Here is a 20,767-nt window from a genome sequence, read left to right as displayed (position 1 = left end):
GTTGACGAAGGGGGGGTCACTTCTTCTCTGCCGCCTTCTTCTTTTTCATCGCATCGTGAAAGCGGTCGGCCCAGCCCGGCTTTACGGATTGCTCGGCCCTTTCCATGCGCAGTTCGCCGTCCGCCACATCGCGGGTGACGGTGCTGCCTGCCGCGACAATCGCATCGCGGCCGATGGTGACAGGGGCAACCAGCGCGCTGTTGGAGCCGACGAAGGCCCGCTCGCCGATCACGGTCTGGTATTTGAAATAGCCGTCATAGTTGCAAGTGATGGTCCCCGCGCCGATGTTGGCGCCCGCCCCGATCGTGGCATCGCCCAGATAGGTGAGGTGGTTGGCCTTGGCCCCTTCGCCCAGCGTGGCCTTCTTCATCTCGACGAAATTGCCGATCTTGCTGCCCTTCATCAGCACCGCGCCGGGCCGCAGGCGGGCATAGGGGCCGACCTCGCAGCCCTCGCCCACGGTCGCCCCTTCGAGATGGCTGAAGGCGCGGATTCTGGCGTGATCGGCGACTTTCACGCCGGGGCCGAAGACCACATTTGGTTCAACCACAACATCGCGGCCCAGTTCGGTGTCCCAGCTGAAGAACACCGTCTCCGGCGCCTTGAGGCTGACCCCGGCGGCCATAGCTTCCTCGCGCTTGAACTGCTGCCACTGCGCTTCGGCGGCGGCGAGTTCGGCGCGGGAGTTGATGCCCATCACCTCGCCCGGGTCGTCCGTCACCACCACCGCGCTGTGGCGGCCGTCGCCGCGGGCGATGTTGACGATATCGACGAGGTAGTACTCGCCTTGCGCATTGTCGTTGCCGACCCGGCGAAGAAGGTCGAACAGGTCCTTTCCGCGCACCGCCATCAGGCCGGAATTACACAGGCGGCAGGCGCGTTCCTCGTCGCTGGCGTCCTTGAATTCGACCATCTTGGCGATGCGCCCGGCATCGTCGGCGATCACGCGGCCATATTGCAGCGCGTCGTCCGGCTCGAAGCCGAGCACGACCACGGCGGGGGCATCCTCGGCATGGAGCCGGTCGAGCATCATCTCCATCGTCGCTGTGCGCACGAAGGGCACATCGCCATAGAGGATCAGCACATCGCCGTCGTACCCCGCCAGATCGCCCTCGGCCTGCTGCACCGCGTGGCCGGTGCCATGCTGCGGTTCCTGCAGGCAGGTCTTCGCCCGCCCCTGGACCGCGGCCTCGAGCTGTTCGCGCCCGGCGCCGACAACCACGATCTTGTGCGCCGGAGCCAGCGCGTCGACCGAGGCCATCAGGTGATCGAGCATCGCCCGCCCGGCAATCGGGTGGAGGACCTTGTGCAGGTCGGATTTCATGCGGGTGCCCTTGCCTGCGGCGAGGATGACGGCGGCGAATTCGCGGGTTCTGGTCATGGCACTGCCCTTTGCCAGCAATGTGTTGCAGTTTCCAGAGCATGGCGGCATCGCGTGCCGCATGACCGATTTCCGCTTCAGCGCCGTGGGCTTCGATCTCGACGGCACCTTGCTCGATACCTATCGCGACCTCGGCATGGCGGTGAACCATGCGCTGGAACTCGGCGGGTTCAAGCCGGTGCCGGTGGACAGTTCCAAGGACCTGATCGGCGGCGGGGCCAAGATCATGCTGGCCCGAGCCGTGGAACAGCAGGGCGGCATGCCGGAAGACGAGTTCAAGCCGCTCTACAAGGAAATGCTCAAATATTACGCCGCCAACAATGCGGTCCATTCGCGGCCCTATCCGGGGGTCGAGCAGGCGCTGGAGGAGCTGGCCGCCAGGGGCGTGCAGATGGCGGTGGTGACCAACAAGTTCGAGGAATTCGCCACCGGCGTCCTCGCCACTTTGGGCCTCGCCGATCGCTTCGTCACGATCATCGGCGGCGACACCATGGGCAAGGGGAATGCGAAGCCCAAACCCGATGCCGTCATCGAGGCGCGCAAGCGGTGCGGAGGCGGCTCGTTCGCTTTCGTCGGCGATTCGAGCTATGATGTGGCAGCGGCCAAGGGCGCCGATGTGCCGGTGGTGGTGGCCGCCTATGGCTATTGCGACATGGCCCCGCACGAGCTCGGCGGGGACGCGGTGATCGAGCGATTCGACCAATTGTTGCCCGCGCTCGAACGATTGTAACAGCGAGAAACCGCCCTGCCCCTACGGCACGCTAGGTAACCGAATTGCGTGTTGCAACGCACCAGCGAAAGTGCCACCCAGCCGCCAGCTTGACGGACACGTAAAGTCCGCAAAACCCCTTTCAACGTCTTTCAGGAGGACATCGCCATGACCATTTCGTTCAAGGACAAGGTTGCCATCGTCACCGGTGCCGGCGGCGGCCTGGGCCGCGAGTATGCGCTCGAACTCGCCCGCCGCGGCGCGAAGGTCGTGGTCAACGACCTCGGCGGCGCCCGCGACGGCACCGGCCATTCCGACATGGCGCTGAAGGTGGTCGAGGAGATCGAGGCGATGGGCGGCGAAGCCATGTCGAACGGCGGCAGCGTCACCGAATTCGAGCAGATGGAAAAGATGGTCGCCGACGCCAAGCAGAAGTGGGGCGGCGTGCATGTCCTCATCAACAACGCCGGCGTGTTGCGCGACAAGACCTTCGCCAAGATGACCCCGGAAGACTTCGAATTCGTGCTCAAGGTCCACCTGACCGGCTCGGCCATGGTCACCAAGGCATGTTGGGAACTGATGCGCGAGCAGGCCTATGGCCGCATCCTGATGACCGCCAGCAGCACCGGCCTGTTCGGCAACTTCGGCCAGGCCAACTACGGTGCGGCCAAGCTCGGTCTCGCCGGCCTGACCAAGACGTTGCAGCTCGAAGGCGCGAAGTACAACATCAAGGTCAACACGCTGAGCCCGGTCGCCGGTACGCGCATGACCGAGGACCTGTTCCCCGAAGAAGCCTTCAAGCTGTTCGACCCGGTCAATGTCGTGCCGGCCGCGCTGTTCCTCGTCAGCGAGGATGCGCCGACCAACGCCATCGTTGGCGCGGGCGCGGGCGGCTATCACAGCGCCTGGACCGTCATGAACGACGCCGTCTGGCTGCGCGAGGAAGACCGCACGGTCGAAGGCTTCGCCGCCAACTGGGACAAGATCAGCGACTTCTCCAACCTCACCGCCCCGCAGAGCGGCAGCGAGCAGTCGGGCAATATCCTCAAGGCCATGCAGAAGGTACTGGGCGCAGGCGTCCCGACCAGCACGCGGGGGTAAGCTTTCGCCACCATCTTCAAGAGGGGCTCTGCCGCAGCAACGCGGTGGAGCCCTTTTTTGCAACCAGCTACCCATGTCATCTAGTGCATTGACACAGCAATACACTAGATGTAGCCCTCCGGTCATCAGACAATGGAGCAGGAGGCACGGACGATGAACACTCTTGCCGCGCGGCCCAAAAGCCTACCGCATCTGGTCCCGCGCTTGATCATTCTCGCCTTGGCAGGCCTGTTCATTTTCTACCACGTCACGATGCTGATCGAATTCGCGCGTGGATCTGAGGAGTCCAGCAGCGCGCTCTACAATCGTGTTCAGGCCTCGCTGCGGGTGGGAATCATTGTCAGCCTCACCCTGGTCGCTCTGGGCAAGCGTTTTGCGCTTTGGACGATGTGGCTCTGCATCGGCAGTCTGATCGGGACCCATTACTGGGCGCATTTCGGCATGGTGGAGGCAGACTTCACCATCGGCCGCCATCCGTTGTCTTACCTCAAGGGCCTGATCATGCCTTCGATCGTCACAACCGCGTTTCTCTACAGGCGCGCCTGACCGCTAGTCCCCCACCGCCTTGACCAGCCGCCGCTCCATCGGAGCGAGCACACCCGCCAGGTCATGACCGCGCTTCAGCACCTGGCCGTGTTCGCCGAACAGGGTCCACATGCCCTGCTTGTTTCGCAGCGAAGGGCGCTTCTCGACCCGGGCTTGCGGCCGTTCGGCGGTGCGGCGGAAGGCGGCAAAGCTGGCGGCGTCGCGGGTGAAGTCCATCGCGTAATCGCGCCATTCGCCGGCGGCGACCATGCGGCCGTAGAGATCGAGAATGCGCTGGAGTTCCTCGCGGGCGAAACCGACCTGGTTGGGCTGCCTGCCGGGGAACGCGACGACGGTGTCGCCGAAGCCCGACTTCATCAGCTATCGGTCCCGCTGCGGCGTGCCACTTCGTCCTGCCGCTCGCCTTCACGCTCCGCGCGCAAGGCAGCGATTTCACCGCGCAGATCCCTGAGTTCGGTTTCGAGCTTCTCGAAGCAGTCGATCCGGTTGCCCTCGGCATCCTCGCACGGCGTGCCGTAGGGGATGAACTCGCGGGCCCATTCCTCGGCCGGGACGAGCGTCGAGCGGGCCTTCATGCCGATCATGGTCGCTCCTTCGGGCACTTCGTCCATCACCACCGCATTGGCCCCGATCCGCGCCCGTTTGCCCACCGTGATCGGCCCGATCACCTGCGCGCCCGAGCCAATGATGACATTGTCGCAGATGGTCGGGTGGCGCTTTCCGCCGACGCCATTGGTCGGGTTGGTCCCGCCCAGCGTGACGCATTGGTAGATGGTGACATTATCGCCGATCTCGGCCGTCTCGCCGATCACCGTGAAGCCATGGTCGATAAAGAAATTCTTACCGATCTTGGCACCCGGATGGATGTCGATCGCGGTCAGGAAGCGGCTGAAATGGTTGACGAAACGGGCGAGAAAGAACATCCTCGCCTCGAACAGCCAGTGGGCCACGCGGTGCAGGCCGAGCGCCAGGACGCCAGGATACAGCAGAATCTCCCACCGCGTGCGCGGCGCGGGATCGCGGGCGTGGACTGAGTCCAGATAGTCGATCAGGCCTTTCAGCATTGGCCGGATTCTCCCACTTTTTTTCACTCAGAGCAAGCGTGCCTGCTCCGGACCCTGGACTGCCTCCAGCGCGTCGCGCCAGATACCGAGGGTCGGCGGCAACTTGCGCTCGAGGCTGAGGCGGTCGATGGCGGCGACCAGCTTCTCGATCTCGGCAAAGCTGCGGGTGGCCCGCGGTACGAGATAGGTAAGCGCATCCTCGCCCAGCACAAGCCCCAGCCGCGCGGCATGGCTGCGCATCAGTTCGCCCACCATGGCATCGTCCGGCGTGCCGATTTCCAGATGCTGCGCCGCCCCCAGTCGCGAGCGCAGATCGGGCAGCGCGATCTCCCAGCCCTCGCCATCGGCGATCAGAAGCAGCTTCTCGCCGCTTTCCTGCGCCCGGTTCCAGCGATGGAACAGGTCCGTCTCGTCCTGACGGTCGGCCCCGTCGATCACTGTGCCCAGCCCCTTGCCGGCGAACCACCGGCCCAGCAGCGACTTGCCCGAACGCGGCGGGCCCATCAGGATCGCCGTACCGAAGGGCCATGCGCTGGGTTCGGCGAGGATTTCGATGATCCGCGCATTGGCGTTGCCGACGACGATACTCGAAGGATCGGCCGGGAGCCCTTGCGACAATGGCAATGCGAATTGCGAAGGCTCGCCCACGCGAGTGTCCTAGCGGCTGATGCGGAGCGCGTTGCTGCCCTGCGTCACGTTGAACCCGCGAGCACGCAGCGCGGCGGCGAGCTGGTCGAGCGTCCCGGCAAAGGTCACCTGCATCACAGAGGTTCCGCCGATGGCCGTGCTCGACACACCGACCCCGCGCACACCCGGGATCGCCCGTACACCCGAGAGTGTCGCATCGAAGGATCCACCATCCGGTGTGGCGAACTGGACGACATATGTGCCGCTCGCGGTCACCACCGAAGTGCTGGGAGCGGGTGTCGGCGAAGAGGCGTCGGTCGAGGCTTCAGAACCGCTCGCAGCGGCAGTCTCGGCTGCCTGCGCGGCGCGGCTGGCTTCGATCAGGCGCTGGATGATCGGGCTGACTTCGATGCCACTGCGGCTGAGCGTCGGGTCGGGCCTCAGCTTGCCCTCTTCCAGCGCCTTGGTGAAGATCTGGTCGAACTGCAGCACCGCCTTGCTCAGCATCTGCGGCAGTTCATCCGGCGAGGCAGCGGTCATGGTGAAACTGTCGAGATAGGCATTGTCCGGGCCATAGCGGGCGGTGAACTCGCCCTGCACCGGACCACCCGGATACTGGTAGTGCAGCTCGGCAATGGGCACGAGGATATCGGCAGCCCCGAACTGGTCGAGAACCGTGTTCCACCAGGCGCGGCTATGGCGCCCCGTCTGGCCATAGGTGACCAGCAGCGAATCGCTTCCTGCGCCCGAAGGGCGGACGTAGTCGATCCGGCTGGTGCCCGATTGGTACTCGGCCCAGGCCCTCTGCCACGGATTGCGCTGCTCATAGACCATCGCGCTGCCACCGGACATCGTCACCGGGATCAGCAGCATGGGACCGGAGCGTGCCTTCTGTGCCAGTCCGCCGAGATATCCACCCGCGCGCTGGCGATCAAATGTCACACCGAGGGTGGCGATGTAGCGGTTGCCGCCGAGCTGCTCGTTTTCGATTACCACGGCGGAAACCAGCGACAGCAGTTGCCCGTCAGCCAGTTTCGGCCCGCCGAGCTTTTCCCACCCCTTGCGCACCGCTTCCTGCCAGCCTTTGCGGCGTGCCTCCTCGTCGCTGTCGGCAGTGACATCGACCTTGATACCGGCCACATCGATATCGCTCGAGGCCGAGATGACAGGGATACCGCGCTCGCCATCGACCTGGGCAATAGCCAACCCCAGTCCTGCGAGAAAAGCCACCACGAATGCCAACACAGCCAGCCGTGCCGGGGTGGCGGCGAGGAGGCCCTGCGGGCGAGGGAGGAGTGCGTTCAGTGCCATCGGGGAAAATCCCGCGCCTTTTGCCCAAAGGATGGTGTGATTCCAAGCGCGAATAGGTAAAGGGCCAGCCATGTCTGCGGATAGTTCTGGAAAAACCGGCTACACCTATGCCGATGCCGGCGTCTCGATCGACGCCGGCAATGCTCTCGTCAAGGCCATCGGGCCGCTCGTGAAAGCCACCATGCGCCCCGGCGCCGATGGCGAGATCGGCGGCTTCGGCGGTTTCTTCGACCCGCGTGCGGCGGGCTACAAGGACCCGTTGCTGGTGGCGGGCAACGATGGCGTTGGCACCAAGCTCAAGCTGGCGATCGACACCGGGCGGCACGACACCGTCGGGATCGACCTTGTCGCCATGTGCGTCAACGACCTGATCGTCCAGGGCGCGGAACCGCTGTTCTTCCTCGACTATTTCGCCACCGGCAAGCTGGAGAACGGCGTCGCCGAGCGGGTCATCGCCGGCATCGCCAATGGCTGCAAGATCGCCGGCTGCGCGCTGATCGGCGGCGAGACAGCAGAAATGCCGGGCATGTATGCCGCGGGCGACTACGACCTAGCGGGCTTCTGCGTCGGCGCGGTCGAGCGCGGCGAGCAGCTGACGGGCGAGAAAGTTGCACCGGGGCATGTGCTGCTCGGCCTGGCTTCGTCAGGCGTACACTCGAACGGCTATTCGCTGGTCCGGCGGCTGGCGGCGGACAAGGGCTGGAAGCTCGACCGCCCGGCCGTGTTCGACAACGAACGGCTGCTGGTCGAGCATCTGCTCGAACCCACCCGCATATACGTCGCCAGCCTGCTGCCTGTCGTGCGCGCCGGGCATATCGACGCGCTGGCGCATATCACCGGCGGGGGCCTGCTGGAGAATATCCCCCGCGTCCTGCCGCAAGGCGCGCACGCGGTGATCGATGCCGATGCGTGGGAACAGCCGCGGCTGATGGCCTTCCTGCAGGCGCAGGGGGGAATCGAGCCGGGCGAAATGGCGCGCACCTTCAATTGCGGCGTCGGCATGGTGCTGGCAGTCGCGCCGGGCAAGGTCGAAACCGTCACGCAGGCGCTGAACGAAGCAGGCGAGACGGTGCTGCGGATCGGCATGATCGAGGCCGGGAACAAGGGCTGCACCGTGCGCGGATCGGCCGGGACCTGGTCGGCGAAGGAGGACTGGGAGGCGGTCCACCTTGGCTGAGAGCGGGCTGGCCAAAGTCGCCGTGCTGATCTCCGGCAGCGGCACCAATATGGCCGCGTTGCTCTATGCCAGCCGCCTGCCTGACAGCCCCTACGAAATCGTCCTCGTCGCCAGCAACGATCCCGATGCGGGCGGGCTGACCGTGGCCGAGGCCGAAGGCATCCCGACCTTCGCGCTGAGCCATAAGGGAATGACCCGCGAGGAACACGACCGCGCCATGGACGCCGCGATCCGCAAGGCCGGGGCCGAATTCATCGCGCTGGCCGGATATATGCGCATCCTGTCCGAAGAGATGGTGGCGCGTTGGCAAGGCCGGATGCTCAACATCCACCCCTCGCTGCTGCCCAAGTACAAGGGGCTCCACACCCACCAGCGTGCGCTCGATGCAGGCGATGAGTTTGGAGGTACGTCGGTGCATCTCGTCACCGGCGATCTTGATGCAGGGGAAGTGCTGGGGCAGGTCAAGGTCGCGATCATCCCCGGCGATACCGAGCAAACACTTGCCTACCGGGTCAAGCTGGCCGAGCACCAGCTCTACCCGCGCGTGCTCGCCGATTTCGTCTCTCGTCCGTACAATCGCGACTGGCTGCTGGAGCAGGTCCGCCAGCGCGCCCTGGCCCTGCCCGAAGCCGAGGAGCGCCCCAGCCACGGCGCCCCCGGCTGGCGCACCGGCGGCAATAGCGGCAAGTATTTCGCCTATTTCAGCGACCAGCATCACGGCGAACAGCACATCGCGCTGATCGCCAAGACCAGCGGCCAGGACGAACTGGCCGAGCTGGTCGAGCGCGATCCGGATGCGTTCTATCGACCCGCCTATTACGGCGCGAGCGGCTGGGTCGGCGTGATCCTCAACCGCCCTGGCTGCGACTGGGACCAGGTCGACTACTGGCTCCAGCGCAGCTGGCGCGCCGTAGCTCCGAAACGGCTGACGGGGCTGCTCGACATCGCCGACGAATTCTGAACCGGCAAACGAAAAAGGCCGCCCCAACCGGAGCGGCCCTTCCTGCATTCGCTTGATCGCGGGCGTTACCCGACGATTTCGTCGTCGTTGAAGAAGAAGGCGATTTCGATCGCTGCGTTCTCTTCGCTGTCCGAGCCGTGGACGGTGTTTTCACCGATCGACAGGGCGTATTCCTTGCGGATGGTGCCTTCGGCGGCGTCGGCCGGGTTGGTTGCGCCCATCACGTCGCGGTTGCGCTTCACGGCGTCTTCGCCTTCGAGCACCTGCACCACCACCGGCTCGCTCATCATGAAATCGCACAGTTCGCCGAAGAAGGGGCGCTCGCTGTGGACGGCGTAGAAGCCTTCGGCCTGCTCGCGGGTCATGCGGATGCGCTTGCTGGCGACGACGCGCAGGCCGGCCTCTTCCAGCATCTTGGTGACGGCGCCGGTCAGGTTGCGCCTGGTGGCATCCGGCTTGATGATCGAAAATGTGCGGGTAACCGCCATGGGAATATCCTTCGATGGTAGGGGGAGAATGTTGCGCGCGCCCTTAGCGCCGCCATACGCGGCGGGCAAGCCCAAGCGTCAGGCTGAGCCGGAGACTACCCGGCAGGTGGGTCAGCTACCCAGTTTGCCCTGGCCCACGGTCAGCTGGATGCCGGTCTTGCCGTCATTGTTGGTGGTGTTGAGCGAGAACACGCGCTCATCGGGCCCCTTCCCGCCGATCATCTTGCCGCCGTTGACGGTCATTTCCATCTCGATCTTGATGCCGGCCGCTTCGGCCTGCTTGCGGTAGAACGCCGCCACCTTGTCCGGCGAGTCGCTGGTTTCCATCATCAGCAGCGATCCCTTGCTCTCGGGCGAGTCGACATTGGTGGCACTGACCACCTTGGCGCCAGGATAGACCGTGAAGCCGTCGGGCAAGTCGGCTTTGACGTTTTCGCCCGATTGCATCGTGGCTGTGCCGTCCTTGGTGGTGATGGTGGCATTCATCCCGCCATCGATGCTGTCGACGGTGTATTCGCCCCTCTCCCCGCCTTCGGTTTCGAAGCTACCCGATTTTTCGGAACTACAGGCCGCAAGGGCAATCGCGGCGGCAATCGGCAGGACAAGGCGCATGGTCAGGTCTCCCATCTGGTAGGACGATGATTCCAGAAGCTGCCGCCGGGGGCAATGCCTCAGGCGACTTTGACCCATTTGCCGTCATCCTGCCGGAAGAACGCGCGTTCCAGCCCTTCGCCCCCGTCGAGCGAGCGCCACACCCCACGCGCAGCCGCGACCGTCGCGTCGTCAAACAGCAGGAAGGCGCGGGCGAACCCTTCCGCCGCGCGCCACTGGCCATCGGCGAAAATCACGTGGTTGGCCCCGTTTAGTGGTTCGCAGGCATCGGAGAGCAGGATTGGCTGGCGATCTGCATGGGGCTCGCCGGCACCGCCATTGGCGAGGAAAGCGTCAGGCTTCGCCTCCCACAAAGCGCGCGAGATTGCCGCGCGCTGTTCTGCCTCGGCAGCCACGACCAGCAGCCGCTCGCCCTCGCCCAAAACGCGGGCGGCAATCAGCGCCACCACCTTTTCCGCCGGATCGCGCGAGAGTTGCCAGAAATCGACTCTCATGGTCGGCCTACCTCTCCGCTGCTGGAGGCTGTCATTGTTGACCTACCGCTCCGCTGCTTGAGGCAGGCGAGCCCCCCTTGGCATTCCGGCGGCAGCGGTCGGAACAATACTTCACATTGTCCCAGTCGCGCTCCCACTTCTTGCGCCAGGTAAAAGGCAGGCCGCAGGATGCGCAGGTCTTGGTCGGGAGATCCGACTTCTTGCGCATTTTGGGCATTGGTTGACCTACCGCTTCGCAATTTGAGGTCGGATAGGCACTGATCAGCCTTCCAGCACGTCCCGGACGTACCGGTCCATGATCCGCACACCATAACCGGTTGCGCCCTTGTCCCAGGTCTGGCCGGGCTTGTCGGCCCAGACCATGCCGGCGATGTCGCAGTGCGCCCAGGGGCGATCCTTGTCGATGAAGCGTTGCAGAAACTGCGCCGCCGTGATCGAACCGGCCCCGCGCGGACCGACGTTCTTCATGTCGGCGATCGGGCTGTCGATCAGCTTGTCGTAGGCCGGAGAGAGCGGGAAGCGCCACAGCTTGTCGCCCGTCGCCTGGCCTGCGGAGAGCAGCCTTTCCGCCAGCGTATCGTCGTTCGAGAACAGGCCACCGTGCTCATTGCCGAGCGCGATGATCATCGCCCCGGTCAGCGTGGCGAAATCGACCACGGCCACCGGATCGAACTGCTGCTGCGTCCATGTCAGCGCATCGCACAGCACCAGCCGCCCTTCGGCATCGGTGTTCAGCACCTCGATGGTCTGGCCGGACATCGAGGTAACGATGTCGCCCGGCCGTTGTGCCCGCCCGTCGGGCATGTTCTCGACCAGACCGCACACGCCGATGATGTTGGCCTTGGCCTTGCGCAGGGCCAGCGCCACCATCGCGCCCGCAACCGCGCCGGCGCCGCCCATGTCCCACTTCATGTCTTCCATGCCGGGACCGGGCTTGAGGCTGATGCCGCCGGTGTCGAAGGTCACGCCCTTGCCGACGAAGGCTGTCGGCCGATCGCCCGGATTGCCGCCCATCCACTTCATGCACAGCAGCCGCGAATCGCGTTCGGATCCGAGCCCGACCCCGAGCAGCGAGCCCATGCCGAGCTTTTCCATCTCGGCATCGTCCAGCACGACAATTTCGACCCCGGTGCCGGCCAGCGCTTTCTCGCAGCGAGCCACGAACTCGACCGGGTAGAGCAGGTTCGGCGGCTCGGCCGCGAGCACGCGGGCGAATTCGACACCCTCCGCCAGCGCGGCTTCCTTGGCCCAGGCGTCTTCCGTCCCGTCAGGCGCGCCGACCACGGTCACACCGGCAAGGGTCTTCTTCTGCTCGTCCTTCATCCGGGTGCGGTATGCGTCATAGCGCCAGCTGCGCAGCCGCAGGCCGAACAGGACCGATGCTGCTTCTGCCGCCGACAGGCCCGAACCTGTCAGGTCGAGCACCACGGCGGTTTCGCCGGAGCACAGATACTTGCCAGCGATCGCCGCCCCGGCCTTTTCGCAATTGATGCCACGATCTGCCGCATCGCCCTCGCCGGCACCGCTGAGCGCGACGCGCACGATCTTGCCGCCGCGCTCTACGAAACCCTCGAACAGCTGCCCAGCCCCACCCTTGAAGCGGGCTGCACGCGCGCCTTCGACCAAAACGGGCTCCAATCCGGCAGGAGCATCGCCCCGATTGACGACGTGCGCCACCAGCATGGCGTCGGCGGGAAGGCTACTGGCGAAGGTAATATCCATGGTCTCTCCGGGAGAATTCTTGTCTCTTCGCCGTCCATCCGGCTGGAATGGTTCGGCAAAGCGTTGAAGCGCGATTGCGATTAGGAGTCCTAAGTGCAATAGGCAAGCCATGCGCCCCGCCCCGGCTTCGCCATGTCTTCGGTTATTGCACCATGCGGCTCGCCCGGGACTGTTGGCGCTTGCCTGCGCAATTCTGGCGGCACCTGCCGCGGCGCAGGAATTGCCGGTCACGGACGAACCCGGTCCAGCCACCCCGGGTGAACCGCGCCAGGTCGACTTCGAAGCCGATGCGGTCGACTATGATTCGCAAAACGACACCATCAATGCACGAGGCAATGTGGTACTGCGCAGCGAGGACCAGTCGGTCCGCGCCGATGTCGTATCGTGGAATCGCAAGACCGGCATTATCACCGCCACCGGCGACGTCCGCTTTGTCGATGCCGACGGCAATCAGGTTTTCTCCAGCAGTATCGAGCTCAACGACAAGTTCGAAGCAGGGGCGATGCAAGACTTGCTGCTTGCACTGCGCGAAGGCGGGCGGCTGGCGGCGGTGTCGGGCGAGCGCAACGAGGATGGCTCGATCATCCTGACCCGCGCCGCCTACAGCGGCTGCGCCGTGGTGGACGAGGAAGGCTGCGCCAAGAACCCAAGCTGGCGCATCACCGCCGATCGGGTGGTATATGATCCCGACAACAAGCGCGTCCGGTTTCGTGGGGCCTATCTCGAGATTTTCGGCGCCCGCCTGCTGCCCATGCCCGGCCTGTCGATCCGCACCGATGGCGGGGCGAGTTCGGGCTTCCTCATTCCCGATATTCGTGTGTCGCAGTCCAACGGGCTTGAATTGTCAGGCGAATATTACATGCGCCTGGCAGACAACAAGGACCTGACGCTGGGGGCCTATCTTTACACCGATGCCCCGCCGATGGCTTCGGCCAAGTGGCGTCACCTGATGGACGAGGGCGCATACCAGATCACCGCCTACGCCACCCATTCGCGCCGCATTTCGGACATCACCGGCACGCCGACCGCACAGAAGGATTTTCGCGGCTACATCTTTGCCAATGGCAAGTTCCAACTCGATCCGAACTGGAGTGTCACGGCCTCGATCCGTCGCGCCAGCGACCGCACCTTCCTTCGCCGCTATGACATCAGCCGCGACGACCGGCTGCGCTCGCTGGTCGAGATCGAGCGGATCGACCAGGACAGCTATCTGCAACTGGCAGGCTACGCCACGCAGACGCTGCGCCTCAACCAGCCGCAAGGGCAGGTGCCGGTTGCGTTACCAGTGTTCGATTATCGTCGCCGCCTGGCGGATCCGATCATCGGCGGCAAGGTCGAACTGCAGGTCAACACGCTGGCCATCACCCGCGACGAAGGTCAGGACACCCAGCGTGCCTTCGCCAGCGCCCGGTGGGATTTGCGGCGAGTCACCGGCCTTGGGCAGATTTTGCAACTGACCGCCCTTGCCAGAGGGGACGTCTATCATTCGGACGAAAACGGGCTGACGGCGACCGCTATCTATCGCGGCAATCCCGGCTGGGAAGCCCGCGGGATCGCGCTGGTGGCAGCGGACATGCAGTGGCCCTTCGCCGGGCCGGCTTTTGGCGGGACGCAAGTGTTCACGCCGCGCGTCCAGATCGTTGCCAGCCCGCCGATCCGCAATCTCGCAGTCCCCAACGAGGATGCCCGCGCGATCGATCTGGAGGACTCCAACCTGTTCGCGCTCAACCGCTTTCCCGGGTACGATCGGATCGAGGACGGGGTGCGGATCACCTGGGGTTTCGACTGGGAACTCAACCGCCCCGGCTGGCGGGTCAAGACCACCATCGGCCAGTCCTACCGCGTCGGACGCGATCCCGATGTGCTGATCGACGGGACCGGGATCTCCGAGCGGGTCAGCGACTTCGTCGGGCGCACGGAAGTGCGGTTCAAGGACTTCGTGTCCTTCACCCATCGCTACCGGCTCGACAAGGACAATTTCGCGATCCGCCGCAACGAGATCGACGCCACGGTCGGCAGCCGCCGCAACTATGTCGAAATCGGCTATCTGCGGCTCAACCGCGACATCGCCTTCGGGATCGAGGATTTGCAGGACCGCGAGGAAGTGCGCGCCGCGGCCCGCTTCGCCATTGCCGACAACTGGTCGATCTTCGGCGCCGGTGTGGTCAACCTGACCGACCGCAACGAGGACCCGACGCTGACTTCCGACGGGTTCGAGCCGCTGCGCACAAGACTCGGCATAGCCTATTCAGACGATTGTCTCGAATTCGGCTTCACCTGGCGTCGGGACTATGTCGACCAGGGTGACGCCGAACGCGGCGACACCTTCCAGATCTATTTCTCGCTCCGCAACCTCGGCTTCCGCTGAGTATCCACCGCCTCCGTGCGAGCATGGGCAATGTGCGATTGGCTTGGCGCGGCAAGTGCGCTAGGCGGCACTCAGCCGAGGTTAAGCCGCCATTTGCGAAGCGGCGCACCCGCCGTTGACTTGCCCCGGAGGACTCTTCGCATGGGGCGCAAGACAGGATCGAATGTGATCACAAGTTCCGTTTCCACGCTGGCCGGTCGTTTTACTGCTGCGCTGGCGATGTTCAGTCTGGTTGTCACCCCGGTGGCGGTTTCGGCGCAGGACGCCGAAACACCCGATGCGGTTGCGACGCCACCTTCGGCGCTCAACCCGCTCGGCATTCCGGAAAACTTCTCGCTGCTGGGCGAAGCCAATCCGAACGTGCGTGTCGCCACCGCCGTGGTGAACGGTACGGTCATCACCGGAACCGACGTCGACCAGCGGACCGCGCTGATCGTTTCCGCATCGCGCGGGAGCCTGAGCGAAGAGGAAGTCGCCCGGGTCAAGATGCAGGTGCTGCGCAACCTTATCGACGAGACGCTGCAGGTGCAGGAAGCGGCAGCGCAGGAAATCGAAGTGTCCAGCGCGGAGGTCAACCAGCGTTACGAGCAGCTGGCGGTGCAGAATTTCGGGCAGAAGGACGCGATGGACGCATACCTGCTTTCGATCGGTTCCTCGCCGGCCTCGCTCAAGCGGCAAATCCAGGGCGAAATCGCCTGGCAGCGGCTGATCCGTCGCAACATCGGCAATTTCGTCAACGTTTCGGAAGCCGAGGCGCAGGAATACATCAAGCGGCTCGAGGAATCGCGTGGCGAGGAAGAATTCCATGTGATGGAAATCTACCTCTCGGCGACCAGCGAGACCGAAGCCGCCGTGGTCGAGAACGCGCGCCAGATCATGGAGCAGCTACGGGCAGGCGGCAGTTTCCAGGGCTATGCCCGTCAATTCTCGGAAGCTTCGACCGCTGCAGTCGGCGGTGACCTTGGGTATGTCCAGCCGGGCACGTTGCCGGCGCCGATGGCGGCTGCGATCCAGTCGATGCAGCCTGGCCAGCTGACCGGACCGGTGCAAATTCCGGGCGGGTTCGTGATCATCTACCTGCGCGACAAGCGCCGGATCCTGATGGCCGACCCGCGCGATGCGAAACTCAGCCTCAAGCAGATTTCGATCCAGTTCGCTCCGAACGTGACCGAGGAGCAGGCCGGCCAGCAGCTCGACGCCTTCCAGGCGGCGGTGCAATCGATCCGCGGCTGCGGCGATGCCGAGCGGGCCGCGGCAACCGTGAATGCGGAAGTTGTGGTCAATGACGATATCGCCGTCCGCGACCTCCCCGAACAGCTCCAGCCAACCATGCTCGGCCTCCAGGTCGGCCAGGCTACTCCGCCATTCGGCTCGCTGGAAGATGGTGTCCGCGTGCTGCTGCTGTGCGGTCGCGACGATCCTGAAGTGGCGGGCCTGCCGACGGTAGACGAGGTGATCGAGCTCCTCGAGAACGAGCGGATCCAGAAGCGCGCCCAGCGTTACCTGCGCGATCTGCGCAACGACGCCTATATCGAGTACAACTGACGGCCGACATGCCTCCGCCACGCTTGCCGCCGTTGGTCGTCTCGATCGGTGATCCGGCGGGGATCGGACCCGAAATCATTGTGCAGGCCTGGTTGGCGCGCGAGGCAGAGGGGCTGCCGCCCTTCTGTGTCGTGGACGGTGACGGCGTGCTGCAAGCGGCGGCTGACACGCTGGGCCTTGCCTGTCCGGTCGAAACCGTCGCGCAACTTACGCAAGTCGAGACCGCTTTTGCACGCGCGCTCCCTGTGATCGGGCAGGAGACCGACCTTTACCGTCCGGGCCGGCCGGGCGTTGATTCAGCGCAGTTGGCCTATGGTGCGCTTGAACGTGCCATCGCCAGGGCGCTGCAAGGTGCAGCATCGGGCGTCGTCACCGCACCGGTGAGCAAGGCCGGGATTGCCGAGATCGCCCCCGGGTTCTGTGGTCAGACGGAAATGCTCGCTGACCTCTGCGGGCTCGGGCATGACCGCGTGGCGATGATGCTGGCCGGACCAAGCCTGCGCGCCGTTCCGCTGACAGTGCATGTCGCGCTGGCGGCTGTTAGTTCCATGCTGACGAGCGAATTGATTGTGTCAAGGGGCCGCATAACGGCCGCCGCACTTCATCGCGACTTCGGCATTGCCGGTCCGCGCCTCGCCGTGACCGGGCTCAACCCGCACGCCGGCGAAGGCGGGCAGTTCGGGCGCGAAGAAATCGAGATTATCGGTCCGGCCATCGAGCAGTTGCGCGCCGAAGGTATCGATATCACCGGTCCGCATTCCGCCGATGCGCTGTTTACGCCGCGCGGTCGTACGAGCTTCGATGCGGCGTTGTGCATGTATCACGACCAGGCGCTGATCCCCGTCAAGGCGCTCGACTTCGACGCGGGTGTCAACGTCACCCTGGGCCTGCCCATCATCCGCACCAGCCCCGACCATGGCACGGCGTTCGATATCGCGGGCAAGGGCATTGCCGATCCCGGCGCGATGATCGCGGCGATCCGCATGGCGGGCGAATGTGCAGTCCGGCGGGCCAATGGCTGATCTCCCACCCCTGCGCGAAGTCATTGCCCGGCACGGCCTCTTCGCCACAAAGGCGCTGGGGCAGAACTTCCTGTTCGACGCACAATTGCTTGACCGGATTGCGGCCGTTCCCGGCGATCTCCAGGGCAAGGCCGTGCTCGAGGTAGGACCGGGCCCGGGCGGGCTGACCCGCGCTTTGCTCAAGGCAGGGGCCCGGGTGACCGCGATCGAGATGGACAAGCGCTGCCTGCCTGCGCTCGCCGAACTCGGCGAGGCTTTCCCGGGCCGGCTGCAGGTGATCGACGGCGATGCCCTCAAGCTCGATCATTGCGAAGTGATGGGCGGAGAGCCCTTCGCGGTGCTGTCCAACCTGCCCTATAATGTCGGGACCGCCTTGTTCGTACGATGGCTCAGCGGCGAAAGCTGGCCGCCGCAGTGGACTTCGCTGACGTTGATGTTTCAACAGGAAGTCGCCCAGCGCATCGTGGCCGCCCCTGACAGCTCGGCCTATGGCCGCCTCGCAGTGCTTGCCCAGTGGCGCAGCGCGGCGACCATGGCGATGAAGGTGCACCGCAGCGCTTTCACTCCCCCGCCCAAGGTGATGAGCGCCATTGTCCATGTAACCCCGGCCACCATGCCCGATGGTGTCTCGGCCCGCGTATTGGAGCGCCTGACCGAGGCCGCCTTCGGCCAGCGCCGCAAGATGCTGCGCCAGAGCCTCAAGGGCGTGTCGGGCGCAGTGGAGGCGCTGGCCAGGCTCGGCATCGATGACACGCGCCGCGCCGAGACCGTGTCAGTCGACGAGTTCGTCGCGCTAGCGCGGGATCTCACCCGCGCCGACTGATCGTCAGCAGGGATGCGCTTCCATGATGGCGTTGGCGACAGCGCTGACAGCCGACTTGTTGAGGTCGGTGCTGCCATTTCTAAGATAGCGGATCACATCACTGCGAAGGACGTCAACCGTCGTCCCGTTTTCGAGGCACATGTAGCGCTCGGTGATTTCAAGATCCGCCAGCAAGCCGAACGCATCCCAGATGCCCATGATGTACCAGTCGCAACGTGCGAGCGCGTTCGAGTCGCTTGAACCGCATTCGTTGAGCAATTGCTGACCGCTCTTGAAGATCGACTGTGCCGCGATATCCTGCGCCGAGACCGTGGCCGGCGTCATCGCCAGTCCCACCGCTGCCAGACCTGCGAAAACTCTGCCTATACGCATTGGATTACTCCTTCCGACCAGATTGGTACGAAGCATATTCCGCACGGCAGCACAATGCCTTGGCTGAAATCGACATTTTCGGGTCAAGTCGCCATCACCGCCCGGCGATTGAGATGCCATTTCACGTGCCCCGGCACCCGCCGTGCCACCAGCAGGCCAAGGAACAGCGGAATCATCTCCACAAACAGCAACGGAGCGAAAAGCAGTACCCAAACCAGCAGCACCAGCCTGTTGCTGCGGAACGTCGCGAGCCAAGTGATGATGGTGGTCAGGCGCTGTTGGATGAGGGTACCTACCCCGCCTTCTTTCTCAGCCGCCACTGGTGCAGCAGAGGTTCGGTGTAGCCGCTCGGTTGCTCGGTGCCCTTGAACACCAGATCGCAGGCGGCCTGGAAGGCGAGGCTGGTGTCCCAATTGCCGGCCATGGGCTCGTAGAACGGATCGCCCGCGTTCTGGGCGTCGACCTTGGCGGCCATGCGGCGCAGGCTGTCCATCACCTGATCTTCGGTGGCGACGCCGTGGAGCAGCCAGTTGGCCATATGCTGGCTCGAGATGCGCAGCGTGGCGCGGTCTTCCATCAGACCGACATCGTTGATGTCAGGCACCTTCGAGCAGCCGACCCCCGCGTCGATCCAGCGCACGACATAGCCGAGCAGGCCCTGCGCATTGTTGTCGAGCTCCTCGCGCACTTCCTCTTCGGACCAGTTCGCTCCCTCTGCGAGAGGGATCTGCAGCAGCAGATCGAGCGGGGGGATATTCCCCAGCCCCTTCTGCACTTCGAACACGTCTTCCTGGTGGTAATGCAGCGCGTGCAGTGTTGCGGCGGTCGGTGACGGGACCCAGGCAGTGTTGGCTCCGGCGCGCAGGTGGCCGATCTTCTGCACCATCATCTCGGCCATCATGTCGGGCGCGGCCCACATGCCCTTGCCGATCTGCGCCCTGCCCGAAAGGCCGTGCGCTAGGCCAATGCTGACGTTGCGGTCTTCATAAGCCTTCAGCCAGGTGCTGTTCTTCATCGCACCCTTGCGGACCATCGGGCCGGCCTGCATCGAGGTGTGGATTTCGTCCCCCGTGCGGTCGAGGAAGCCGGTGTTGATGAAGACGACCCGGTCCTTCACCGCATGGATGCACGCGGCGAGGTTGGCCGAAGTACGGCGTTCCTCGTCCATCACCCCGACCTTGATCGTGTTGTGCGGCATGTCGAGCAACCGCTCGACAGCATCGAACAAGTCGTTGGTAAAGCGGCATTCCTCCGGCCCGTGCATCTTGGGCTTCACGATATAGATGCTGCCCGTGCGGCTGTTGCCGAACTTGCCGAGCCTCCGCACATCATGCGCGCTAATCGCGCTGGTGATGACCGCGTCCATGATCCCTTCAGGGATTTCGCTACCATCCTCCAGCAGGATGGCAGGATTGGTCATCAAGTGTCCGACATTACGGACAAACAGCAGGCTGCGGCCAGGCAGGGTCTGCGCATTGCCGTCGTGGTCGGTGTAGGTCTTGTCGGGCGAAAGGGCGCGGGTCATCGTCCGCCCGCCTTTCTCGAAGCTTTCCTCCAGGTCGCCGCGGATCACGCCGAGCCAGTTGGAATAGGCCAGCAGCTTGTCCTCGGCATCGACGGCGGCAACCGAATCCTCGCAGTCGGCGATGGCGGTCAGCGCGCTTTCGATCACGACATCGCTGATCCCCGCCTTGTCGGTACGGCCGACCGGATGCTCACGGTCGAACTGCACTTCGATATGCAAGCCATTGTTCCTGAACAGCAGGCCCTTGCCGGTCTTGCCGACATACTGGCTTTCGTCCTGCAGTTTCCCGTCGTGTTCGTCGGCGATATCGGCCCAGCTCTGGCCAACCAGCGGCAAGGCCTGGTCGAGGAACTGGCGTGCCCGCGCGATCACCGCCGCGCCGCGTTCCTCGTCGTAACCGCCCGGCCGCGCAGGCGGCGCGTCGAGCGCATCGGTGCCGTAGAGCGCATCATACAGGCTTCCCCAGCGCGCGTTGGCGGCGTTGAGGAGGAAGCGCGCGTTGAGGATCGGCACCACCAGCTGCGGCCCGGCCATGGTGGCGATCTCGGGATCGACATTCTGCGTTCCGATCTCGAAGTCACCCGGCTGCGGGACGATGTAGCCGATCTGATGCAGGAATTCCTTGTAGGCCTCGTGGTCGTGCGGCTGCCCGGCACGCTCCTTGTGCCAGTCATCGATCTGCCATTGCAGCTCGTCGCGCTTCTTCAGCAGGGCGCGGTTCTCCGGCACGAAGTCCTGGCACAGGTCGGTGAAGCCTTCCCAGAATGCGCCAGCGTCGATGCCGAGCGGCGCGAGCACCTTGCTTTCGACAAACTCCGCGAGCGCCAGATCGACCTTCAAACGGTCACGCAGAACATATTCGGGCATGCGTCCTCACTCTTTGCACCACGCAATAGAACCACCGCGCGGGAATCATGGC

General features: G+C 64.6%; 22 protein-coding genes. 9 read left to right on the top strand and 13 right to left on the bottom strand.

The window, feature by feature from the left end; all coding sequences use genetic code 11:
- Window positions 1-16 precede the first annotated feature (16 nt).
- A complete protein-coding gene (gene glmU / locus LY632_RS05975; RefSeq protein ID WP_234092889.1) occupies window positions 17-1,381 on the bottom strand; it encodes a bifunctional UDP-N-acetylglucosamine diphosphorylase/glucosamine-1-phosphate N-acetyltransferase GlmU in 1,365 nt (454 codons plus the stop codon).
- A 61-nt stretch (window positions 1,382-1,442) separates the two neighbouring features.
- On the opposite strand from glmU, the gene LY632_RS05970 reads away from it, so the two are divergent.
- The 3 genes from LY632_RS05970 (at window position 1,443) to LY632_RS05960 (ending at window position 3,737) form a co-directional block, all read left to right on the top strand.
- The gene (locus LY632_RS05970) at window positions 1,443-2,111 is read left to right on the top strand and encodes an HAD-IA family hydrolase (protein WP_234093156.1); all 669 of its coding nucleotides are present in this window, start codon (window positions 1,443-1,445) and stop codon (window positions 2,109-2,111) included.
- A 147-nt stretch (window positions 2,112-2,258) separates the two neighbouring features.
- The gene (locus LY632_RS05965) at window positions 2,259-3,191 is read left to right on the top strand and encodes an SDR family NAD(P)-dependent oxidoreductase (RefSeq protein ID WP_234092888.1); all 933 of its coding nucleotides are present in this window, start codon (window positions 2,259-2,261) and stop codon (window positions 3,189-3,191) included.
- Window positions 3,192-3,344: 153 nt separating this feature from the next.
- A complete protein-coding gene (locus LY632_RS05960; protein ID WP_234092887.1) occupies window positions 3,345-3,737 on the top strand; it encodes a hypothetical protein in 393 nt (130 codons plus the stop codon).
- Between the two features lie 3 nt (window positions 3,738-3,740).
- On the opposite strand, the gene LY632_RS05955 is transcribed toward LY632_RS05960, so the two are convergent.
- Genes LY632_RS05955 through LY632_RS05940 form a run of 4 tightly spaced genes read right to left on the bottom strand, consistent with a single transcriptional unit; the run spans window position 3,741 to window position 6,739 of the window.
- Entirely contained in the window at window positions 3,741-4,094 is a 354-nt protein-coding gene (locus tag LY632_RS05955) for a DUF2794 domain-containing protein (protein ID WP_234092886.1), read from the bottom strand.
- Window positions 4,094-4,801 carry a serine O-acetyltransferase EpsC gene (epsC, locus tag LY632_RS05950; protein WP_234092885.1) on the bottom strand — a complete coding sequence of 236 codons (708 nt, stop codon included), beginning with the start codon at window positions 4,799-4,801 and terminating at the stop codon, window positions 4,094-4,096. The genes LY632_RS05955 and epsC overlap by 1 nt, the downstream gene beginning before the upstream one ends.
- A 27-nt stretch (window positions 4,802-4,828) precedes the next feature.
- A complete protein-coding gene (locus LY632_RS05945; protein ID WP_234092884.1) occupies window positions 4,829-5,449 on the bottom strand; it encodes an ATPase in 621 nt (206 codons plus the stop codon).
- A gap of 9 nt (window positions 5,450-5,458) precedes the next feature.
- Window positions 5,459-6,739, bottom strand: a complete 1,281-nt coding sequence (locus LY632_RS05940; RefSeq protein ID WP_234092883.1) for a heavy-metal-associated domain-containing protein — start codon at window positions 6,737-6,739, stop codon at window positions 5,459-5,461.
- 70 nt (window positions 6,740-6,809) lie between these two features.
- On the opposite strand from LY632_RS05940, the gene purM reads away from it, so the two are divergent.
- Together purM and purN are read left to right on the top strand one after the other, a co-directional pair.
- Window positions 6,810-7,916: a phosphoribosylformylglycinamidine cyclo-ligase gene (gene purM / locus LY632_RS05935; RefSeq protein WP_234092882.1), complete on the top strand. Its 1,107-nt coding sequence runs from the start codon at window positions 6,810-6,812 to the stop codon at window positions 7,914-7,916.
- Window positions 7,917-7,965: 49 nt separating this feature from the next.
- Window positions 7,966-8,877 carry a phosphoribosylglycinamide formyltransferase gene (gene purN / locus LY632_RS05930; RefSeq protein WP_370636568.1) on the top strand — a complete coding sequence of 304 codons (912 nt, stop codon included), beginning with the start codon at window positions 7,966-7,968 and terminating at the stop codon, window positions 8,875-8,877.
- A gap of 65 nt (window positions 8,878-8,942) precedes the next feature.
- Here purN and ndk read toward each other — a convergent pair whose 3' ends face one another.
- The 5 genes from ndk to LY632_RS05905 form a co-directional block, all read right to left on the bottom strand.
- Window positions 8,943-9,365 (bottom strand): nucleoside-diphosphate kinase, encoded by a 423-nt coding sequence (ndk, locus tag LY632_RS05925; RefSeq protein WP_234092880.1) that lies wholly within the window; start codon window positions 9,363-9,365, stop codon window positions 8,943-8,945.
- Between the two features lie 111 nt (window positions 9,366-9,476).
- A complete protein-coding gene (locus LY632_RS05920) occupies window positions 9,477-9,977 on the bottom strand; it encodes a hypothetical protein (protein ID WP_234092879.1) in 501 nt (166 codons plus the stop codon).
- Between the two features lie 59 nt (window positions 9,978-10,036).
- A complete protein-coding gene (locus tag LY632_RS05915; protein WP_234092878.1) occupies window positions 10,037-10,471 on the bottom strand; it encodes a DNA polymerase III subunit chi in 435 nt (144 codons plus the stop codon).
- 31 nt (window positions 10,472-10,502) lie between these two features.
- Window positions 10,503-10,688: a DUF2256 domain-containing protein gene (locus LY632_RS05910; protein ID WP_234092877.1), complete on the bottom strand. Its 186-nt coding sequence runs from the start codon at window positions 10,686-10,688 to the stop codon at window positions 10,503-10,505.
- A gap of 44 nt (window positions 10,689-10,732) precedes the next feature.
- Window positions 10,733-12,193, bottom strand: a complete 1,461-nt coding sequence (locus LY632_RS05905; RefSeq protein ID WP_234092876.1) for a leucyl aminopeptidase — start codon at window positions 12,191-12,193, stop codon at window positions 10,733-10,735.
- A gap of 109 nt (window positions 12,194-12,302) precedes the next feature.
- Here LY632_RS05905 and LY632_RS05900 point away from each other — a divergent pair, with 109 nt between their 5' ends.
- The 4 genes from LY632_RS05900 to rsmA all read left to right on the top strand — a co-directional run bounded on the left by LY632_RS05900 (window position 12,303) and on the right by rsmA (window position 17,951).
- Window positions 12,303-14,561 carry an LPS-assembly protein LptD gene (locus LY632_RS05900; RefSeq protein WP_234092875.1) on the top strand — a complete coding sequence of 753 codons (2,259 nt, stop codon included), beginning with the start codon at window positions 12,303-12,305 and terminating at the stop codon, window positions 14,559-14,561.
- A gap of 141 nt (window positions 14,562-14,702) precedes the next feature.
- Window positions 14,703-16,106 (top strand): peptidylprolyl isomerase, encoded by a 1,404-nt coding sequence (locus tag LY632_RS05895; RefSeq protein ID WP_370636560.1) that lies wholly within the window; start codon window positions 14,703-14,705, stop codon window positions 16,104-16,106.
- Window positions 16,107-16,114: 8 nt separating this feature from the next.
- Window positions 16,115-17,128, top strand: a complete 1,014-nt coding sequence (gene pdxA, locus LY632_RS05890) for a 4-hydroxythreonine-4-phosphate dehydrogenase PdxA (protein WP_234092873.1) — start codon at window positions 16,115-16,117, stop codon at window positions 17,126-17,128.
- Window positions 17,121-17,951 (top strand): 16S rRNA (adenine(1518)-N(6)/adenine(1519)-N(6))-dimethyltransferase RsmA, encoded by an 831-nt coding sequence (rsmA, locus tag LY632_RS05885; RefSeq protein WP_234092872.1) that lies wholly within the window; start codon window positions 17,121-17,123, stop codon window positions 17,949-17,951. Before pdxA ends, rsmA begins: the two co-directional genes overlap by 8 nt.
- A gap of 3 nt (window positions 17,952-17,954) precedes the next feature.
- On the opposite strand, the gene LY632_RS05880 is transcribed toward rsmA, so the two are convergent.
- The 3 genes from LY632_RS05880 to LY632_RS05870 all read right to left on the bottom strand — a co-directional run bounded on the left by LY632_RS05880 (window position 17,955) and on the right by LY632_RS05870 (window position 20,715).
- Window positions 17,955-18,323, bottom strand: coding sequence for a Rap1a/Tai family immunity protein (locus tag LY632_RS05880; RefSeq protein WP_234092871.1), 369 nt, complete (start codon window positions 18,321-18,323; stop codon window positions 17,955-17,957).
- Window positions 18,324-18,406: 83 nt separating this feature from the next.
- Entirely contained in the window at window positions 18,407-18,643 is a 237-nt protein-coding gene (locus LY632_RS05875; protein ID WP_234092870.1) for a hypothetical protein, read from the bottom strand.
- A complete protein-coding gene (locus LY632_RS05870; RefSeq protein ID WP_234092869.1) occupies window positions 18,616-20,715 on the bottom strand; it encodes a malate synthase G in 2,100 nt (699 codons plus the stop codon). Before LY632_RS05870 ends, LY632_RS05875 begins: the two co-directional genes overlap by 28 nt.
- Window positions 20,716-20,767: the final 52 nt, after the last annotated feature.

The sequence above is a fragment of the Erythrobacter sp. SDW2 genome (assembly GCF_021431965.1).
Classification (GTDB): Bacteria; Pseudomonadota; Alphaproteobacteria; order Sphingomonadales; family Sphingomonadaceae; genus Parerythrobacter.
The sequence above is the reverse complement of the archived record's forward strand: the minus strand, read 5'-3'. Positions and strand labels throughout refer to the sequence as shown.

Excerpts from the sequence above, each read along its gene's own strand:
- LY632_RS05880 (WP_234092871.1), bottom strand. The coding sequence starts at position 18,323 with ATGCGTATAGGCAGAGTTTTCGCAGGTCTGGCAGCGGTGGGACTGGCG.
- purN (WP_370636568.1), top strand. The coding sequence starts at position 7,966 with ATGGCCGCGTTGCTCTATGCCAGCCGCCTGCCTGACAGCCCCTACGAA.
- LY632_RS05920 (WP_234092879.1), bottom strand. The coding sequence starts at position 9,977 with ATGCGCCTTGTCCTGCCGATTGCCGCCGCGATTGCCCTTGCGGCCTGT.
- LY632_RS05970 (WP_234093156.1), top strand. The coding sequence starts at position 1,443 with ATGACCGATTTCCGCTTCAGCGCCGTGGGCTTCGATCTCGACGGCACC.
- purM (WP_234092882.1), top strand. The coding sequence starts at position 6,810 with ATGTCTGCGGATAGTTCTGGAAAAACCGGCTACACCTATGCCGATGCC.
- LY632_RS05960 (WP_234092887.1), top strand. The coding sequence starts at position 3,345 with ATGAACACTCTTGCCGCGCGGCCCAAAAGCCTACCGCATCTGGTCCCG.
- LY632_RS05900 (WP_234092875.1), top strand. The coding sequence starts at position 12,303 with ATGCGCCCCGCCCCGGCTTCGCCATGTCTTCGGTTATTGCACCATGCG.
- LY632_RS05905 (WP_234092876.1), bottom strand. The coding sequence starts at position 12,193 with ATGGATATTACCTTCGCCAGTAGCCTTCCCGCCGACGCCATGCTGGTG.
- LY632_RS05955 (WP_234092886.1), bottom strand. The coding sequence starts at position 4,094 with ATGAAGTCGGGCTTCGGCGACACCGTCGTCGCGTTCCCCGGCAGGCAG.
- LY632_RS05940 (WP_234092883.1), bottom strand. The coding sequence starts at position 6,739 with ATGGCACTGAACGCACTCCTCCCTCGCCCGCAGGGCCTCCTCGCCGCC.
- epsC (WP_234092885.1), bottom strand. The coding sequence starts at position 4,801 with ATGCTGAAAGGCCTGATCGACTATCTGGACTCAGTCCACGCCCGCGAT.
- LY632_RS05910 (WP_234092877.1), bottom strand. The coding sequence starts at position 10,688 with ATGCCCAAAATGCGCAAGAAGTCGGATCTCCCGACCAAGACCTGCGCA.
- glmU (WP_234092889.1), bottom strand. The coding sequence starts at position 1,381 with ATGACCAGAACCCGCGAATTCGCCGCCGTCATCCTCGCCGCAGGCAAG.
- pdxA (WP_234092873.1), top strand. The coding sequence starts at position 16,115 with ATGCCTCCGCCACGCTTGCCGCCGTTGGTCGTCTCGATCGGTGATCCG.
- LY632_RS05915 (WP_234092878.1), bottom strand. The coding sequence starts at position 10,471 with ATGAGAGTCGATTTCTGGCAACTCTCGCGCGATCCGGCGGAAAAGGTG.
- ndk (WP_234092880.1), bottom strand. The coding sequence starts at position 9,365 with ATGGCGGTTACCCGCACATTTTCGATCATCAAGCCGGATGCCACCAGG.
- rsmA (WP_234092872.1), top strand. The coding sequence starts at position 17,121 with ATGGCTGATCTCCCACCCCTGCGCGAAGTCATTGCCCGGCACGGCCTC.
- LY632_RS05895 (WP_370636560.1), top strand. The coding sequence starts at position 14,703 with ATGGGGCGCAAGACAGGATCGAATGTGATCACAAGTTCCGTTTCCACG.
- LY632_RS05965 (WP_234092888.1), top strand. The coding sequence starts at position 2,259 with ATGACCATTTCGTTCAAGGACAAGGTTGCCATCGTCACCGGTGCCGGC.
- LY632_RS05870 (WP_234092869.1), bottom strand. The coding sequence starts at position 20,715 with ATGCCCGAATATGTTCTGCGTGACCGTTTGAAGGTCGATCTGGCGCTC.